Source organism: Siminovitchia acidinfaciens (assembly GCF_003605385.1).
GTDB lineage: Bacteria > Bacillota > Bacilli > Bacillales > Bacillaceae_C > Siminovitchia > Siminovitchia acidinfaciens.
The window spans coordinates 73,053-89,810 of the sequence record NZ_QYTV02000010.1 but is presented as its reverse complement, the minus strand read 5'-3'; the positions used below and the strand labels follow the sequence as shown (position 1 = coordinate 89,810).

Sequence of the window (16,758 nt, the reverse complement as noted above, 5' to 3'; positions counted from 1 at the left end):
TTTCTGTCACCTGCTTTGAATGTCTACAAGCCAGATGGAGGTATAGCCGCTCTAAAGCGACCGGATGAGCAACATCCTGCGCGTAGTACAGCTATGCAATTGTTGCTCCTTGAACCAACCCCGGATTATTTATTCTCCATTTCAAACACTTGCTGGACGTCTTTATCACCGCGTCCGGATAGGTTTACGATGATGACATCGTCTTTGCTCAGTGTCGGAGCAAGTTTTAGTGTGTAGGCAATCGCGTGGGCACTTTCCAGCGCGGGGATAATGCCTTCTACTTTTGATAATAATTTAAATGCATCAAGCACTTCTTCGTTGGTGACAGCGTGATATTCGGCGCGCCCGGACACCTTCAGGTGGCTGTGCTCCGGACCAATTCCCGGGTAGTCCAGCCCGGCGGCAATGGAATAGGTTGGCTTTGGATTTCCTTCCTCGTCGATCAATGCCAAGCATTTGAATCCGTGCAATGTGGCAGGGACTCCTTGTGTTAATGAAGGAGCTTGATCAGGCTCGACGCCAATCAGGCGCACATCTTTGTCATCAATATAATGGGCGAACGCTCCGATTGCGTTGCTTCCGCCTCCTGTACAGGCTACGACGGCCGTAGGCAGTTTTCCTTCTTTTTCAAGTATTTGCTTTTTGGATTCTTCACTGATGATGGCTTGAAAATGTTTCACCATTGTCGGGTAAGGATGCGGGCCGACAGCAGATCCCAATAAGTAGAATGTATGGTCATGGTTTTGGATCAAATCGTTTAACGCTTCGTCAACAGCATCTTTTAAGCGGCCTTGCCCTTTATCGACCGCAACAACCTTGGCGCCCAAAAGTTCCATTCTGAACACATTGAGTGCCTGTCTTCTTGTATCCTCGGCCCCCATGTAAATGACGCACTCCATTCCGAACATCGCACATGCTGTGGCCGTGGCCACACCGTGCTGTCCCGCACCGGTTTCAGCAATGATCCGCTTTACGCCCATTCGCTTGGCGAGCAAAATCTGGCCGATGGCATTATTGATTTTATGGGCACCGGTATGATTCAAATCTTCCCGTTTCAAATAGATTTTTGCCCCGCCAAGTTCATCCGTTAGTCTTTCGGCTAAGGTAAGCGGGTTTTCTCTTCCTACATACTCTTTCAAATAGTAGGCAAACTCCCTATTAAACTCTTCATCATTTTTATACTTTTCGAACTGCTTCTCCAAATTTTCCAATACGCTCTGTAAATTAGGAGGAACAAAACTTCCGCCAAACTGGCCAAAATAACCTTTTTCTTGTACTATGCTCATCTCATCTCAACTCTCCCTTGTTTTGAATTGTATATAAATTTTAACAAGCAGAATTATTAAAGTACAGGCTAATTGTGTGGCATTTTTTAAAAGAGTGGGCAAAATAACCGAGTATTTCGGAAACCGCTGCATTTGATTTCGAATAAATAGTATAGTTCAATGTTTGTGTATTTATGGTTGCAGCCCTGCAATTGAGGTGAAACTGCAGGCCCGGCTGTTTTTGGGCGGCAATCATTTGCTCTACATATTATCAAAATGAGAAAATATGATTATAATAAGCAGAAATGATAGGAAGACTGATAGGTTCGACTATATCCCATCCCCAAGGGGTGATCTGATGAAATTATCGCTTTTGAGTAGTATTCGTTTGGTTATGATGCTGCTGCTCAGTTATTTTTACTATCTTTCCGTTGAGGATCATACAACACTTCAGACTACATATGTGATTATCGCTGCTCTTGGGTTCTGTATCAATCATTTTTTGATCCATACGCCATTTGCGAAAAACTACTTTTCTTTAGCTATTGGGCTTGATTCAATTCTTATTCTCGGTTTTGTTTTCCTCTTTCCAGAATCGACGCTTTATTTGATTTTGTTTGGTGTGAATGCGGTAACTCTCTTTTTAATTGCTGATAATAAAAAGATCATTTGGGGATTTTCCCTTGCATTTTTTATTATGTGGGCGGCTTGTATTCTCTATATTTATCAAGAGACTGGGATATTTGATATACCGTCAAACATTATCAACTTCACTTTTATTGTGTTTGAAGCCATTGTTGGCCGTCTAATACATAAACTTTTGCACGCACAGGAAAAAATCAAGGATCAATATGATGAGCTGCAAGAGACGCATCAAGCTTTAACCATAGCACACGAACAACTGCATGATTATTCCATGCAAGTGGAAAAGCTGACACTGGTCCAAGAACGGAATCGGATTTCAGGCGAAATCCATGATACTGTCGGCCATAAAATGACGGCACTGCTCGTTCAGCTCCAGGTCGCCAAAGAACTCATGAATATTCAGCCCGAAAAGAGCAGGGAAACGATCCTCCTTTGTGAGGAGCTGGCAAGAAATGCTCTTCAGGAGCTGCGGCTTTCTGTCCGGACGTTAAAGGAAGACAATCAAAACCGGTCATTTATTGTTGTTGTGAAAAAGATTTTAGAAGACTACCAGGAAATGACGGGATTGAAGTCCAATATCTATGTTAAGGGAGATGTCTTGCAAATACCCCCTTCGATTCAGTTGGATTTGACCAGGATGATACAGGAATCCATAACAAACGCTGTCCGTCATGGCCAGGCAACAGAATGCCATGTATCCATTGAAATAGCAGATTCGGCGATTGAGACATCCATTAAAGACAATGGAACAGGATCACCGGAAGTAAATCCCGGTTTTGGAATGAAGAATATGCGGGAAAGGGTTCACCATCATGGCGGCCAAATTGTTTTTGAAAGCAATCCGCGAGAAGGTTTTATTGTAAAAGCAAGTTTTCCATTGAGGGAAATGCATTGGGAGATGGGGGGAGCATAGTGATCAAGGTGTTAATAGTCGACGATCAGGAATTAATGAGGGATGGTCTTGCTACGATTTTGAATTTGAAGCCCGAAATCGACGTGGTGGGTGTCGCGTCCAATGGTAAAGAGGCATTTGAAAAAGCGAAGCAGCTTCGTCCGGATATTGTGCTAATGGATATTCGCATGCCTGTCGCCACCGGGGTGGAAGGCACAAAGCTGATCACTGCCTCATTGCCCGAAACAAAAGTATTGATGCTCACTACATTCAATGACAGCGACATCATTTTCGAAGCCTTGGAAGAAGGGGCTAGCGGCTACCTGCTAAAAGACATGCCCACAGATGCAATCGTACAGGCCATAATGACTGTCCAATCAGGAGGCATGGTCTTGCCCAAAGAATTGACTGCTGAGATTGTAAAAGAGGTGAGAAAGAATCAAACGTCAGGTCATGTTGTCGAAGCTGTTCCTTCGGTCATAAATGAATTGACGGAACGCGAGCTGGAAGTGTTAAATAAACTAGGCCTAGGCTTAAACAATAAAGAAATTGCTACAGAACTATTTATTTCCGAAGGCACTGTCAAAAACCATGTGTCCAATTTAATAAGTAAGCTTGAACTAAGAGATCGGACGCAGGCAGCGATTTTTGCCGTCAGGCATCATATTACTACCTTCTGATAGATGACTTTTGGCATAGTGCCCCATGACATACAGCTAATTTAGCTGTATTTTTTTATGGAAAAATCTATCTGCTGGGAGATTTCGTGTAAAAGAATCAGCGATATACTGAGGTCAATAAGAAAAGCGTAAGCGCCTTGCTCAGCCCCGACAAGCACAAGACGATTCCCGAGGAGGCAGTTCTTTAGCCACCACAGGGAATTGGCTTGTGACCTCGAGGGGCTAGGCGCTGAAGCTGGACAGTCATTTAGTCTAAAAAAAAGATTATATAGTTTTAGTTTTAAAAATAAACGGATCTTCTAAAAAGGGAGTGGCGCCATGTTACAGGTAACGGATCTTAAGAAAATCTACGGAAAAAAAGAAGTGGTAAAAGGTGTTTCTTTTACAATCAAAAAAGGTGAATCATTTGGATTGCTCGGCCCGAACGGAGCGGGAAAATCAACGACGATATCAATGATTTGCGGACTGATTCCATTTGATTCCGGAGAAGTGTTAGTTGAGGAACAGTCTGTTAAAAAGTCGCCCATGCAGATTAAGAGAAAAATTGGTGTAGTTCCGCAAGAAATTGCACTCTATCCGACGATGTCAGCAAGGGATAATCTGCTGTTTTGGGGAGCCATGTATGGACTGACAGATACAGAAGCAAAGAAACGCGCGGAGGAAGTGCTGGAATTTGTCGGTTTGAAAGACCGGGCGAAAGATAGGATTGAAACGTTCTCCGGTGGAATGAAACGAAGAATTAACATCGGCGCAGCGTTAATGCATGAGCCGGAGTTATTGATCATGGATGAGCCGACGGTAGGGATTGATCCGCAATCAAGAAACCATATTTTAGAGACAGTCAAGAAGTTGAATGAAAAAGGGATGACCATCATTTACACGAGCCATTACATGGAGGAAGTAGAGTATTTATGCAATCGGGTTGGAATCATCGATCACGGAGAAGTCATTGCGGTGGGTACACAATCCGAACTTTGCGGCCGGCTGGTTGGTGGTTCTGTCGTTCAGTTAACAGTGGAACAAGATTCTCCGGAGGCAATGCATGCGATAAAGAAATTGGAAAATGTCAATAGCGTGGTCAAAAAGGAAGAATCGGATGTAATTGAAATTTTTACAACCCGGCCACATAAGATGCTGGGCTCCATTGTGGCTGCCGCAGTGAATCATGGAATGAAAATTGGATCAGTTGAAATAAAAGAGCCGAATCTTGAGGCGCTTTTCTTACAATTAACCGGGCGGTCATTACGGGATTAGGAGGAATTATGGATGAAGGCTTTTACGATAGCAAACAAAGACATGAAAGTTCGTCTGCGGGATCGAAAAGGATTCATTACGATGTTGCTAATGCCACTTGTTTTAACGGCCATCCTTGGTTCGGCACTCAGCGGCCTGTTTAGTGAAAGCGGCTCAATACCGGATACATCAGTTGGAATCGTTGTATCCGCGGATGATGATTTGACTGATCAATTTATAAATAAAGTTTTACAAGGCGATGAATTAAAAGAAAGTATCATACTTGAGAAATTTAAAGCGGAAGCAGACTTAAAAAAGGCTGTCGAACAGCAGCAAGTAGATGTCGGTGTTATCCTTCCCGCTGGCTGGGGCGAGGGATTAATGGCAGGTGAAGTGAAGGAAGCAACCCTCGTAACGGACCTTGAAAAAGAAATCCAAGCCACGATTATGAAGTCGATTTTGTCATCTTTTATTGACAGGGTGACCTCTGTAACGATTGCTTCTGAAGTCGTCTCGAAAGAACTATTAACGTCTGTACCTGTATCCAGCCGGGAGGGTGATGTTGTAAAAGCTGTATCAGGGCTTGCCAACGAGCTTTCCGAAATTGCCGGATCCCAAATAAATGCGGTAACGACAGAAGAAGATGGCAAGGAGCCGATTTCCGGAATGCAGTATTATGCAGCTGCGATGTGCGCCATGTTTGTTTTATTTAATGTGACCTTTGGTGCCAAATCGATTGTCCAAGAACGTAAAACGGAGACCTTGGCCCGATTGATGAGCAGCCCGATTCATCGTTCTTCCATTGTGATAGGTAAATTTCTAGGAACTTTATATTTCTCCTTTCTCCAATTTCTAGTGTTTGTCACTGCAACCCATTATTTGTTTGGCGTCAATTGGGGGAGTAATATTTTTCAAGTTCTCGTAATCGGGGTGGCGTACTCCGTTTCAGTGGCTGGCTTCGCCATGATTATTGCAGGAGTCATTACCGAAGAAAAAACAGCCGACACTGTTGGCGGAATTGGTGTTCAAATATTAGCGTTGTTGGGCGGATCGATGATTCCGGTCGCGGCATTTCCGAACAGTCTGCAGCAGCTTTCGAATATTGCTCCGAATAAGTGGGCATTGGAAACATTATTAGAGATTATGAACGGCACTGCTTGGGGCGCCCTTATTTTACCAGTTGTTGTGCTCGTTTTCAGCGGGCTGCTTGCACTGGTGATCGGATCGCTGAGATTAAAGCCCAGATAGGAGTGGAGAGTATTGGGGAAAGCAAGAGCCATTGCAGTTTTTGAGATAAAAAGGATTTTTAAAAGGCCACAGTCATACCTCCTGATGTTCGGAATGCCTCTTTTGTTTACGTTCATCTTTGGCGGGCTTTTTTCCAGCGGAACGGACGATAAGCCGAGTATTGCTGTGATAGATCACGATCAATCTACTTTATCCCAATCGTTGATCAATGAGTTGGAAAATAAAAATATCATGAACATGAGTGTTGAGAACGCTAAAAAGGCGAAATCAGAGTTCAAAGACCAAAAGATAACAGGATATATCAGAATTGATGAAGGCTTTGAGGAACAGATACTTAAGAAAGAGGTTCCAAAAATAGTATTTGTCCATTCACCATCATTTAATGGAGCGACGATGATAGAGCAAGTCATAAACGACAACATAGTGAAACTGAAAATAGGGGCGGCTGCTTCCAGTGCCTATCAGGATCTAACTGGCGACGACTGGAAAGGGGTTCAGAAAGAGATTACGGGAGAGCTTGCAACAGCCTCTGGAGGAATAACAAGCGTCGTGGTAACAAAGAGCAAAGAGCTCGATTCTATAAACAATATGACGGCCTTTTCTGCAGGATTTACGATTATGTTCGTCATGATTGCGATGCTGATCAGCACAGGAGTGTTCCTTGAAGCCAGGCAGACAGGAGTGTGGTACCGGATGATGTCTGCACCTGTATCAAGAAAAGAAATCTTACTTGGGTATTTGGGAGCCTTTTTTCTGATTGGATGGATTCAATTTGGCGTTTTGATGCTTATATCTAAATTTGTTTTTAATGTTCATTGGGGAAATGTATTCGGAAACTTCATCCTTGTTTCAAGCCTGCTTCTGTGCATCATAGGCTTAGGCCTTTTTATCGCCGGTCTTGTAAAAACTACCGAACAGCAAACCGTATTCGGCAACTTGATCATTGTTTCCACTTGTATGCTTGCAGGCGTCTATTGGCCTGTTGAGGTCATGCCTGAATTCATGCAGAAACTGGCCATGTTTGTACCGCAATACTGGGGACTGGAGGGCTTTGCAGAATTATCCGGAAGAGGCGGTTCGGTTATGGATGTCCTCTTGCCTAGCGCTGTTCTGCTTGCTTTCACTGTTGTCTTTTTAACTGTTGGAATGGCGAGGATCCGTTTTGAATAGATTAAAGGGATCGATTCTGGCGTCATGTTAGTGGGTCCTTGGTTAAAATTAGGGGACTTCTCCAAACGAAAAATAGCTGGGGAACCTATTGAACAAATAGAAACGCTAATCATTGGTTAATAGATGCCTGCCGCACCTAAGATGTGTGGCAGGCACTTTTTACAGGAAGAAATGCTAGGACATGCCAAAAGGATGCATCATATGTGAGAGAGGGTATAATACAAGGAAAGAGACAGACGATACAAGGTAGATTTTTTATGTAATTAATAAAACAGAAAGGAGCAGTCCATGCAAAAAGAAACAGGATGGAACTTTGACAATAGTTATGCCCGCTTGCCGAAGATGTTTTTTTCAAGCGTAAAACCGACTCCTGTAAGGTCCCCGGAATTGGTGGTTTTTAACGTGGAGTTGGCAGCGTCTCTCGGTTTGAACGCCGAGGCATTAAGGGGTAATGAAGGTACATCGGTGTTTGCTGGTAACGAGATACCGGAAGGGGCGGAGCCGTTGGCACAAGCCTATGCCGGGCACCAATTTGGCCATTTTACGATGTTGGGCGATGGCCGCGCTGTACTATTGGGAGAGCAGGTGACTTCAGAAGGAAAGAGATTTGATATTCAGCTGAAGGGTTCGGGCAGGACGCCATATTCCCGCGGTGGCGACGGCCGTGCGGCGCTTGGACCGATGCTGCGCGAATATATTATAAGTGAGTCCATGCATGCTTTGGGAATCCCTACTACCCGCAGCCTGGCGGTTGTGACGACAGGAGAGCCGGTAATCCGAGAAACGAAGCTTGAAGGCGCCATTTTAACACGCGTGGCTGCCAGCCATCTACGTGTTGGCACTTTTGAATATGTTGTCAGATGGGGCGGTGTTGAGAATCTCCAAATATTGGCTGATTATGCGATCAACCGCCATTATCCGGAGATCGTAGGGGAAGAAAATAAGTATCTCTCTTTGCTCCAGGAAGTGATCAACCGTCAGGCCAAGCTTATTGCCAAATGGCAGCTTGTCGGTTTTATCCATGGAGTGATGAATACTGATAACATGACGATCAGCGGCGAAACGATCGATTATGGCCCTTGCGCTTTCATGGATACGTATGATCCGGAAACAGTATTTAGCTCAATTGACCATCAAGGTCGCTATGCTTACGAGAACCAGCCGCTGATCGGCGGGTGGAATCTGGCGCGCTTTGCAGAAACACTGTTGCCGCTCTTGCATGATGACAAAGAAGAAGCTGTAAAACTGGCGCAGGAGAAGGTATCGGGCTTCAATGAAATTTTTTACTCCCATTGGCTGGCGGGAATGAGAGCAAAGCTGGGGCTGTTTAATGAAGAGGAAAAAGATGAAGATCTCGTCAACGATTTGCTCGACTTAATGAAAAAGCATCGTGCGGATTTCACGAATACCTTTTATGCTTTGACCTATGAGAAAATTGATGCGCCTGACCTCTTTAAAGCGCAGGAATTTGCGGAATGGAAAAAGCGCTGGGAGACCAGATTGGAAAATCAGGAAGAATCAAAAGCTGATTCAAACGAATTAATGAAAAAAAGCAATCCTACTGTGATTCCGAGGAATCACCGGGTGGAAGAGGCGCTGGAAGCTGCAGTGGAAGAAGGGGATTTAAGTGTAATGGACCAACTCTTGAAGGTGCTGTTGAATCCCTACGATTATTCTTCGGAAAAAGTGGAATACACGAAGGTGTCAGCACAGAACATCCCTTACCAAACGTTCTGTGGGACTTAAGGGGTCAGACCCCCGACGCGTTAACGCGTTACGGCAAGATAAGGGGGTTAGACCCCCTTACTTTTTTCTCATCACAAAACTCATATGCCTTCCGCATTTTTTATCTTGGCGGTAAGAGAAGCCTTCCGCACTTGTAAATGTACAGGTTCGGCCAATGGCAATCTGCTCCGCCGGAATGCCCGCCAGCTCGCATTGCTTCTTCACCGTTAATTGATTATCAATATGGTATTTTCGCGTCTGGTCATTAAAGTACATGAAATCTTCTGCATAGCCTAAATCCTTGAACTTCACGTACACATCTTCATCCACTTCAAATTTCTTCTGGCTCAATGCTGCCCCAATTTGAATATGAAAGCCCTGCGGCTCACACTGCTCCATCTCAACTAAATGCCGAAATAATTTCAAAGTGATCTCTTTGACGGTGCCCTGCCACCCCGAATGGATGACGCCAACCAGACCATTCATTTCATTGTAAAAAATAACTGGTACGCAATCAGCAGTAAAGCTGCATAGTAACAGGTTTGGCTCATACGTATACAGGGCATCTGTATTATTGATGGCGGTGTCCATTCCTTCAGCGCCTCGTCCTTTGTCGGCAAGCGTCACTTTATGGAAATTTGAACTGTGGGTTTGGTTGGCACATACAAAAGTCTTCAGCCCGCAATTTAGCGTGTTGGCCAACCTTCTGCGGTTTGCCAGTACTTGGTTAGGGTTTTCGCACACATGGAGAGCCATGTTATTCTTTTCTGCTTTAAATTCATCTTTCATCGTCATTCCTGCCAAAAACTTATCGTTATTTAAATACATTTTCATAAAATCACCTGATTTTAATATATGTGAGAGCATCAAAGATGTATAGGTAAAAGATTTTACCGAAGTATCAGTGAATAATTGAAAAGGTCCTTATCATTATCATGGAATACATGTAAAATATAGGTAACAATATGCGACTTTTGTAATCATGGCAAATCCAATGATTGGAGACTGAAAAATGGTAAGGGAACAGACGAGATACTCTCGGCTTGCACATATAACAAAAATTATTAATACGAAGCTGGATCTTCATGAGGTCCTTATGCATGTCACAAAGGCAATTTCCGAAGAAATTGTTAAATGTAGTGCTGTGGGTATATATTTACCACAAGAAGATGGGACGTTTAGGGGGTTTGCAGGAAAACCTGAAAAGATCAATGGTGTTACACTGGATATGCTCGTCATTGACCCTAAGAAAGACAGACTGGCTAAAGAATTGATTGAAACGAAAAAAACCATCTATATTCCTGACACATCTAAAGATGACAGGCCAGACCCAGAACCGATAAAGGCATTTAATATTCAATCTTTATTAGCTCTGCCAATAGCTCATAAAGAGGAATTGTTCGGCCTCATTTTTTTATTTGACTACGGCACCCCAATGAGTTTATCAGATTTAGAAATTCAAAATGTTGAAGCCTATGTAAATATGGCTGCTGTGGCCATTCAAAACGCCAATATCCTTAATGAGAAGGAATCTTTGATTATAGAAAATCAATTGCTGCTTGGTGTATCACGTGAATTATCTCATTGCGTAACAATAGAGGATAGTTTGCAAACATGTTTTTCTTACCTGGGGAAAGTATTAGGGGAGAATAACGAATATGTTGCCTGCTTGGTAGATTCTCCAGATAAAAAATCATTCAGAATAAAGACTGTAACTGCAACTGAACCTGCTCTTTTAGAAAAGCTTCAAAAGGATCAGGGTTGTAATGAGATCATTAAAGAAGTCATTCAAACTAAAAATCTGCTTTACATTCCGGATATTTACAAAGAAAATAGGTTAAACCACGACATTTGCCGATATTTAGATATAAATAGTCTGTTGCTGATTCCATTTGTTTCAATGGGGAAAGTTATTGGCGCTATTGCTGTAGGAAATAAAGAAAAAAGAGAACAGAAGTATTATGATTGCCACCTGCAAATTGCGCAATCTATCGTAGACGCCACAGCCCCTGTGTTTTTAAATCTGCAGTATGTAGGGCAGCTTAAGAGCATGGTGGAAGAACGGACTGAGGAATTGGCCGATGCCAATGAAAGATTGACCAGTGTCATTGAAGGAATAACAGGTGGTTTCTTTGCCTTGGATGAAGAGTGGAGGTTCACCTACGTCAATAAACATCAACTTCTTCCGGAGAATAAAACGGTAGAGGAAGTGTTAGGTAAAAACATATGGGAGGTCTACCCTGATTTAATTGATACCGTCTTTTATAACGAATTGCACAAAGTGATGTCCGAGCGTACTCCTTTACAATTTGCAGTCCCTTCGGTCTATGGAGACACTTGGCATGAAGTTGTTGCCTACCCTTATGTTGAGGGAATTTGCTGCCTCCTTAAAGACATCACGGAAAAAAAGAAATATGAAAAGGAATTAAAGAGGCTATCGAGTTTGGATTTAATAGGACAGATGGCAGCCGGTATCAGTCACGAAGTCAGAAACCCAATGACAACTGTCAGGGGCTTCCTGCAGCTGTTACTAATGGAAAATGGTTACGAAAAGCACAGGCATTACTTTGAAGTCATGATTGAAGAGCTTGATCGTGTGAACTCCATTATTACGGAGTTTCTATCCATGGGTAATACGAAGACCTCTGACTTGCAAATGCTGGATTTAAATACAATTATTTTTGATATGGCACCTTTGATGGAGATTGATGCGGTTACTCAAAATAAATCGATTGAAGTCGTTACGGAAGATGTGCCGAAATTACTTTTAAATCATAATGAAGTCCGTCAATTACTAATCAATATGTACCGTAATGGCCTGGAAGCTATGGATGAAGGGGAAAGTCTGACGATCAGGACATATACGGAAGCTGATGATGTGGTCCTTGCAGTTCAAGATAGGGGGAAAGGAATCCGTCCAGAAATTATGGAAAAGTTAGGCACCCCATTTTTTACGACCAAGGATAACGGGACAGGCTTAGGATTGGGTGTCTGCTATGCGATTGCTGCCCGCCATAATGCAGAAATTGAAATAGAGACCGGAGCGGAAGGGACGACATTTTATATAATATTTAAGATAGGTCAAAGGTTCGATTAAAATAACTGTTAAATGAAGTAAGATAAACAAAAGCAGTCAAAGGAAAGGAAGGGAAAAAGTGATTAACCAAGTCGGCCAAATTATGTTGTATGTAAACAATCAGGATGAGACATTACGGTTTTGGACGGAAAAAGCAGGGTTCGTAGTGGTTTCCGAAGAAGATAATGGCCAAGGGATGAGATGGATTGAAATAGCTCCGACAAAGGATGCGGCAACAAGTATCATTCTGCACAATAAAGAGTTAATCGCCAAAATGGAACCTGAGTTGAATCTCGGTACACCTTCGTTAATGTTTTTTACAGAAAACCTTGATCAATTATATAAGGACTTTTTGGAAAAAGAAGTCACAGTCGGTGAAATGGTGAATATGCCTTCCGGCAAAGTTTTTAATTTCGCGGATAATGAAGGAAATTACTTCGCAGTCATGGAGAAAAAGTAAATTGTTAAATATCGGGCACTTCCTAGAGTTATAGGGGGTGCTTTTTTGGATTAAAAAAATCCCGCTTTCTTGTCTCAATCAAAGCCATAATTTGCGGATTTTGAATCCTGAAAATTGAATATCATCCAAAGGACAGAGATTACAAACCTCCCTTATACCAAATAGCCAATACGAAAAGCCGAGTTCTAATGAAAGTGATTAGAGCTTGGCTATTTTTTCTGTTTAACAGTTCTGCCGCCTCTTAGGATACTTTTGTAAAAGAAAGAGATACTAAATTAATGATAAAAATTAAGGAGTGTAAAAAAGTGGAAGAAACTATGAGTTTTAAGTGTGCGCATTGTGGGACAGAAATCCCAGACAAATCAAGTGTTTGTTCATTCTGTAAATACAAAATATGTAATAAATGTGCTGAAAAAGATTGTCCTAAGACCTCATAATCATTAATTACTTTAGGCGGCCTAACAAGCCGTCTATTTTTTTTATCCATACACCTACATGCATATTTATTGGAGGTTATATTGCAAATATTAAAAAATTTTATTTTAATCCGATATTTATAGGCAAGTGCCCAAATAGCCAACGGGTTTCAACATATAGTGAATGAATGGATAAGGACTCTTGCAAGGAAGGTGACAACCATGAAAAGCATTAAAGCGGTCCAGCAGATGAAGACAAAAATAATTACGCATAATGGGAGTATTAATGTTGGCTCCAGCTTGCACAATAACCATACATCGAATATAAAGATGGCGGGAGCCACAATAGCTTTCGGAGATTTCTCAAATATTTTGGAGATCCAAAAACAAACGGCAACCATCGTTATAAATAAAGGAAAAAGCGGTGAAACGCTGGATTAAGGTCTGTATTTTAACCAATTGAAAAAGGTGGGCATATATATAACCAAAGACGTTCTGGAGGAGAGAAAATGCCCACAAATATTAATATATACAGCCTAAAAATAAATAGCATCTCAAACAATGGCTCTCTTAATATAGGCGACGTCCTTCACAATTCCCACACGGCCAACTCGAAATCACAGGGAGTCAACTCCTCTTATGGGGATACCTCTCCAACCACTGCGGGTATGGAAAATGTATATATAGATCCGGATGTCAATGATCAAGGAGATATTGCGACTCCTGCTAATGTGAATGCCACTCAGAAGTAGGCTGATTTGACTGCCTAAATGAAAGGAGTATATCATGCCTTATTTTATTAATATCTTTAACATTAAAACGAACGGAATCAATCAAAATGGGAATATGGATATTGGTGCAAATATCCAAAATAGCCACACGGCAAATTCAAAATTTATAGGGGCAAATCTTTCACTGGGAGATCTTTCTCCTTCCACATCGTTAATGGGCAACAGCAGTATTGACACAGATATAAGCGATCAGGATCAAATTGCCAACCCATCTCTTCCTATCGCCAACCAATTTTAAAGACTTATAGGGGAGACCGAATATGCTGCCATTCCCATTTAGTAAAGGCGGGCTACCGAAATGGTTAAGTCAAGGTTACTTTAACAATGATATACAGAAGTATGTTCAAGATGTGATGGAGAAATCTATTGCCTCTTCCATCAAAAACGCGAAGCTCATGGAATCGGCGTATATGGACATGGGAGACGATGAAGAGCAAGTAATAATTGAACCGGAAACAAAAGAACACGGAAAACAGGAATCAGCTCATGGATCATTGCAGGCAACAACTTTTGAAAGCCTGGACCATGTCTATGTTAAAGTACTGCTGACAGACACCAGTCAATTATCAAACTTAAAGGTCTACCATAATTCCAATCAATTGATCCTTGAAGGGGTCCCTAACCAGGATGATCGGCATGTCATTACACTTCCTTCGATAGTTACACCGAAGGACTCCATTTCAGAGTACCGCGACCCCTTTTTACAAATAAAAATGCGAAAGAGAAATGATCTGCAATTTACAGAAATAGCTGTCCCACCCTTGGAATAGCGGAATTTCATTAGGCGAGGGGGTACATGCAATTGGAATTTGATAAATTAAAAAAATGGATGGAAGTCACACAAAAATACCAGAACGGAAAGTTTTGGGATATGGTTTTTGACGAGCACCCTCCAGGAGAGACCGACCTGGAGGAAGAGGATGAACTTGAAGAAAGACCTGCTTCCTTAAAATACCCTCAAACGGACATCTTTCTGACAGAGCAAGAGGTGATTCTGTTAATGGAGATTCCCGGAGCGAAAAAAGAAGATATATCCTTGACGGTCTCAGGCAGCAGACTTGTAGTCAGAGGGGATTTGCAGCCTCCGCTGATCAATGGAGTGACCGTGCAAAATGAACGACTGTATGGCGAGTTTCAAAGGGAAATTGACCTTCCGGAACCCGCAGAAAGTAAAAATATGATGGCCAGGTTCGAAAACGGGCTCCTTGTTATTTCCTATCCAAGAAGCTTCATAAGGGAAGAAAATATTATCATTAGATGAATCATCCATTCTGATTATAAGGTGTGATAAACGGATGTCTTTCAAAAGAATGGTAAAAGGAAGTAAGGGAAAGAATGAATCTGCTGATGTTTACCAGAGGTTGGAGGCGCTGGAAAGTCAATCAAAGAGAATGAATACGCTGGATGTTTATATCAAAAAGGTGTTGGAGATGGAAAAGCGTCTGAGCCAAGCGATAGAAAAGAATGACCCCAGGCCTGGAAGTAAAAAAATAGGTAACGCAGAATTAACAGCCAAGGATTTGAGAAAAAATCTTGTGCCCTTTTTTGAAGAGACAGTCAGAGCAGAATTCGCACCCTTTCAAAATGCACTAGAGGACTTATTTAACCGCATGTCCAAGGTAGAGAAAAAGATGGTTGCTCTAGAAAATTGGATTACAGAAGCAGTGGCTCCAATTGAAAGGGGCATAGATGAAAAGAGAGATGACGACCATGAAATGAATGGAATAGATCATCATGTTATTTTTCAGGAGATCAGGGTAGACACACTGTTTGTAGATAATTATGAACAACTCAATAGTATAGGTAGTCTTGGTGTCAAAGAACTTAGCGGGCAAATGAATATAGGCGCTACTTTTGAAAACAGCTCCAACCCGAGTGAAGAAATATCCAATGAATCCAAGGAAAAGTTGAAAGAAAAAATGAAGAAGTTAAAAAAAATGAAGGAAAAGTACGGAGTGAATAATGACAAGGATCAGCATGAGAGCTCTCAAAATGAAGAATCCAGCGAACAGGCCGGTGAAAGGCAGCAGAGCGATGAAAAATAAATGCCGGGAAGACAACAAAAAGACTTCCCGGCATTTTTATTGTATTGGATAATTACTTTTATGAGGAAAGACGAGGGGCTGCAAATTGAAAATAATTGTAACAAGTGACACACATATACGAAATAACAACAAACAAATACCAGAATGCCTTTTAAAGGAGTGCGAATCCGCCGATTTGATTATCCATGCGGGTGATTGGGTTACGATGGAGGTCTACAAGGAATTGTCAAGTTATGCCAAGGTGGTCGGCGTGCATGGGAATGTCGACGGCGAAGAGGTACGGGAACACTTTAATGCGAAGGAACTCATTGAGGTGAGCGGTTTTAAAATCGGCATTGTCCATGGTCATGGTGAAAAACTAACGACTGAAAAGCGGGCGTTGGAAGCTTTTGAACAGGAAGGGGCAGACATCATCATTTTCGGACACTCACATATTCCCTTGATTCGCTACTTTAACAAGGTCATGTTGATGAACCCGGGGTCTCCGACAGATAAGCGGAGGATGCCCTATTACTCTTATGGAATTTTACATATTGATAAGGTTTTTCGAGCCGAAATCGTGATGTTTCAATAAAAACAATGGGGCCACTGCTGACCCCATTGTTTTTTCTTCTCGTTAGAAAACTATAAAATTCTATGCTTGCGATAACTTATGCTACGTCCAGTTCCAGCGTCTATCGACTAGCAGACTTCGCGCCTCCGCACTTGTTCTTTATGCGCTTGTCCCATCCGTCGGAAGGCTGCTCCCAAGGCCTCCGATGATGCCTGTTAGAATAGCGAGTAATTGCTGTAATTGTTCGGCAGTCAAGCTACCTGGAGAAGTAAGTCTAATACAAGGGAGTTCTAATTGAAGCTGAAGGCCTAGAAGTACAACAGTGACAGGGCATGGGATGGATACACAAAGGATTTCAGTGCCGTCACAGCAGCCCGCCGGGCATCCAGGTTGTTGTTGAAGGTTTTTTTTTGCCATGAAGTTTCACCCCCTTTTTCTGAAGCTACTTTACTCTATTGAATAAAAGGGGGAGAGGTATAAACTATATACTGCCATTTGAATAAAATATGTTTACGTACTATAGCAAATGCTCTATTTTCTGTTCCATTTAACTAGAAAT

General features: G+C 42.2%; 18 protein-coding genes. 15 read left to right on the top strand and 3 right to left on the bottom strand.

The window, feature by feature from the left end; genetic code table 11:
* Positions 1 to 125 precede the first annotated feature (125 nt).
* Positions 126 to 1,286 carry a tryptophan synthase subunit beta gene (gene trpB, locus D4T97_RS17380; protein WP_126052043.1) on the bottom strand — a complete coding sequence of 387 codons (1,161 nt, stop codon included), beginning with the start codon at positions 1,284 to 1,286 and terminating at the stop codon, positions 126 to 128.
* A 337-nt stretch (positions 1,287 to 1,623) separates the two neighbouring features.
* Between trpB and D4T97_RS17375 the strand changes: the two genes are divergently transcribed.
* From D4T97_RS17375 to D4T97_RS17350, 6 genes are all read left to right on the top strand, one after another.
* The gene (locus D4T97_RS17375) at positions 1,624 to 2,823 is read left to right on the top strand and encodes a sensor histidine kinase (protein ID WP_164525625.1); all 1,200 of its coding nucleotides are present in this window, start codon (positions 1,624 to 1,626) and stop codon (positions 2,821 to 2,823) included.
* Entirely contained in the window at positions 2,823 to 3,482 is a 660-nt protein-coding gene (locus D4T97_RS17370) for a response regulator (protein ID WP_126052041.1), read from the top strand. The genes D4T97_RS17375 and D4T97_RS17370 overlap by 1 nt, the downstream gene beginning before the upstream one ends.
* A 318-nt stretch (positions 3,483 to 3,800) precedes the next feature.
* Positions 3,801 to 4,736 carry an ABC transporter ATP-binding protein gene (locus D4T97_RS17365; protein WP_126052040.1) on the top strand — a complete coding sequence of 312 codons (936 nt, stop codon included), beginning with the start codon at positions 3,801 to 3,803 and terminating at the stop codon, positions 4,734 to 4,736.
* Between the two features lie 12 nt (positions 4,737 to 4,748).
* Complete coding sequence (locus D4T97_RS17360) at positions 4,749 to 5,963, top strand: ABC transporter permease (RefSeq protein WP_126052039.1); 1,215 nt, start codon at positions 4,749 to 4,751, stop codon at positions 5,961 to 5,963.
* Between the two features lie 12 nt (positions 5,964 to 5,975).
* Entirely contained in the window at positions 5,976 to 7,133 is a 1,158-nt protein-coding gene (locus tag D4T97_RS17355; protein ID WP_126052038.1) for an ABC transporter permease, read from the top strand.
* A gap of 288 nt (positions 7,134 to 7,421) precedes the next feature.
* Complete coding sequence (locus D4T97_RS17350) at positions 7,422 to 8,879, top strand: protein adenylyltransferase SelO (RefSeq protein ID WP_126052037.1); 1,458 nt, start codon at positions 7,422 to 7,424, stop codon at positions 8,877 to 8,879.
* Between the two features lie 57 nt (positions 8,880 to 8,936).
* Here D4T97_RS17350 and pgeF read toward each other — a convergent pair whose 3' ends face one another.
* The gene (pgeF, locus tag D4T97_RS17345) at positions 8,937 to 9,692 is read right to left on the bottom strand and encodes a peptidoglycan editing factor PgeF (protein WP_126052036.1); all 756 of its coding nucleotides are present in this window, start codon (positions 9,690 to 9,692) and stop codon (positions 8,937 to 8,939) included.
* 178 nt (positions 9,693 to 9,870) lie between these two features.
* Here pgeF and D4T97_RS17340 point away from each other — a divergent pair, with 178 nt between their 5' ends.
* The 9 genes from D4T97_RS17340 (at position 9,871) to D4T97_RS17300 (ending at position 16,220) form a co-directional block, all read left to right on the top strand.
* Positions 9,871 to 11,955 carry a GAF domain-containing protein gene (locus tag D4T97_RS17340; protein WP_126052035.1) on the top strand — a complete coding sequence of 695 codons (2,085 nt, stop codon included), beginning with the start codon at positions 9,871 to 9,873 and terminating at the stop codon, positions 11,953 to 11,955.
* 58 nt (positions 11,956 to 12,013) lie between these two features.
* On the top strand, positions 12,014 to 12,394 hold the full coding sequence (locus tag D4T97_RS17335; protein WP_126052034.1) for a VOC family protein: 381 nt from the start codon (positions 12,014 to 12,016) through the stop codon (positions 12,392 to 12,394).
* Positions 12,395 to 13,032: 638 nt separating this feature from the next.
* Entirely contained in the window at positions 13,033 to 13,251 is a 219-nt protein-coding gene (locus D4T97_RS17330) for a hypothetical protein (protein ID WP_126052033.1), read from the top strand.
* A gap of 68 nt (positions 13,252 to 13,319) precedes the next feature.
* Positions 13,320 to 13,562 (top strand): spore germination protein, encoded by a 243-nt coding sequence (locus tag D4T97_RS17325; RefSeq protein ID WP_126052032.1) that lies wholly within the window; start codon positions 13,320 to 13,322, stop codon positions 13,560 to 13,562.
* Between the two features lie 34 nt (positions 13,563 to 13,596).
* Positions 13,597 to 13,839 carry a spore germination protein gene (locus tag D4T97_RS17320; RefSeq protein WP_126052031.1) on the top strand — a complete coding sequence of 81 codons (243 nt, stop codon included), beginning with the start codon at positions 13,597 to 13,599 and terminating at the stop codon, positions 13,837 to 13,839.
* A 22-nt stretch (positions 13,840 to 13,861) separates the two neighbouring features.
* Positions 13,862 to 14,371 (top strand): hypothetical protein, encoded by a 510-nt coding sequence (locus D4T97_RS17315; protein ID WP_126052030.1) that lies wholly within the window; start codon positions 13,862 to 13,864, stop codon positions 14,369 to 14,371.
* Between the two features lie 32 nt (positions 14,372 to 14,403).
* The gene (locus tag D4T97_RS17310; protein ID WP_164525624.1) at positions 14,404 to 14,862 is read left to right on the top strand and encodes an Hsp20/alpha crystallin family protein; all 459 of its coding nucleotides are present in this window, start codon (positions 14,404 to 14,406) and stop codon (positions 14,860 to 14,862) included.
* A 34-nt stretch (positions 14,863 to 14,896) separates the two neighbouring features.
* On the top strand, positions 14,897 to 15,646 hold the full coding sequence (locus tag D4T97_RS17305; protein ID WP_126052028.1) for a hypothetical protein: 750 nt from the start codon (positions 14,897 to 14,899) through the stop codon (positions 15,644 to 15,646).
* Positions 15,647 to 15,731: 85 nt separating this feature from the next.
* On the top strand, positions 15,732 to 16,220 hold the full coding sequence (locus tag D4T97_RS17300) for a metallophosphoesterase family protein (RefSeq protein WP_126052027.1): 489 nt from the start codon (positions 15,732 to 15,734) through the stop codon (positions 16,218 to 16,220).
* A 138-nt stretch (positions 16,221 to 16,358) separates the two neighbouring features.
* On the opposite strand, the gene D4T97_RS17295 is transcribed toward D4T97_RS17300, so the two are convergent.
* The gene (locus tag D4T97_RS17295) at positions 16,359 to 16,616 is read right to left on the bottom strand and encodes a hypothetical protein (RefSeq protein ID WP_126052026.1); all 258 of its coding nucleotides are present in this window, start codon (positions 16,614 to 16,616) and stop codon (positions 16,359 to 16,361) included.
* Positions 16,617 to 16,758 lie beyond the last annotated feature (142 nt).

Coding starts and splice junctions, on each gene's coding strand:
- trpB (WP_126052043.1), bottom strand. CDS start 1,286: ATGAGCATAGTACAAGAAAAAGGTTATTTTGGCCAGTTTGGCGGAAGT.
- D4T97_RS17375 (WP_164525625.1), top strand. CDS start 1,624: ATGAAATTATCGCTTTTGAGTAGTATTCGTTTGGTTATGATGCTGCTG.
- D4T97_RS17365 (WP_126052040.1), top strand. CDS start 3,801: ATGTTACAGGTAACGGATCTTAAGAAAATCTACGGAAAAAAAGAAGTG.
- D4T97_RS17360 (WP_126052039.1), top strand. CDS start 4,749: ATGAAGGCTTTTACGATAGCAAACAAAGACATGAAAGTTCGTCTGCGG.
- D4T97_RS17350 (WP_126052037.1), top strand. CDS start 7,422: ATGCAAAAAGAAACAGGATGGAACTTTGACAATAGTTATGCCCGCTTG.
- pgeF (WP_126052036.1), bottom strand. CDS start 9,692: ATGAAAATGTATTTAAATAACGATAAGTTTTTGGCAGGAATGACGATG.
- D4T97_RS17340 (WP_126052035.1), top strand. CDS start 9,871: ATGGTAAGGGAACAGACGAGATACTCTCGGCTTGCACATATAACAAAA.
- D4T97_RS17330 (WP_126052033.1), top strand. CDS start 13,033: ATGAAAAGCATTAAAGCGGTCCAGCAGATGAAGACAAAAATAATTACG.
- D4T97_RS17325 (WP_126052032.1), top strand. CDS start 13,320: ATGCCCACAAATATTAATATATACAGCCTAAAAATAAATAGCATCTCA.
- D4T97_RS17320 (WP_126052031.1), top strand. CDS start 13,597: ATGCCTTATTTTATTAATATCTTTAACATTAAAACGAACGGAATCAAT.
- D4T97_RS17315 (WP_126052030.1), top strand. CDS start 13,862: ATGCTGCCATTCCCATTTAGTAAAGGCGGGCTACCGAAATGGTTAAGT.
- D4T97_RS17305 (WP_126052028.1), top strand. CDS start 14,897: ATGTCTTTCAAAAGAATGGTAAAAGGAAGTAAGGGAAAGAATGAATCT.
- D4T97_RS17295 (WP_126052026.1), bottom strand. CDS start 16,616: ATGGCAAAAAAAAACCTTCAACAACAACCTGGATGCCCGGCGGGCTGC.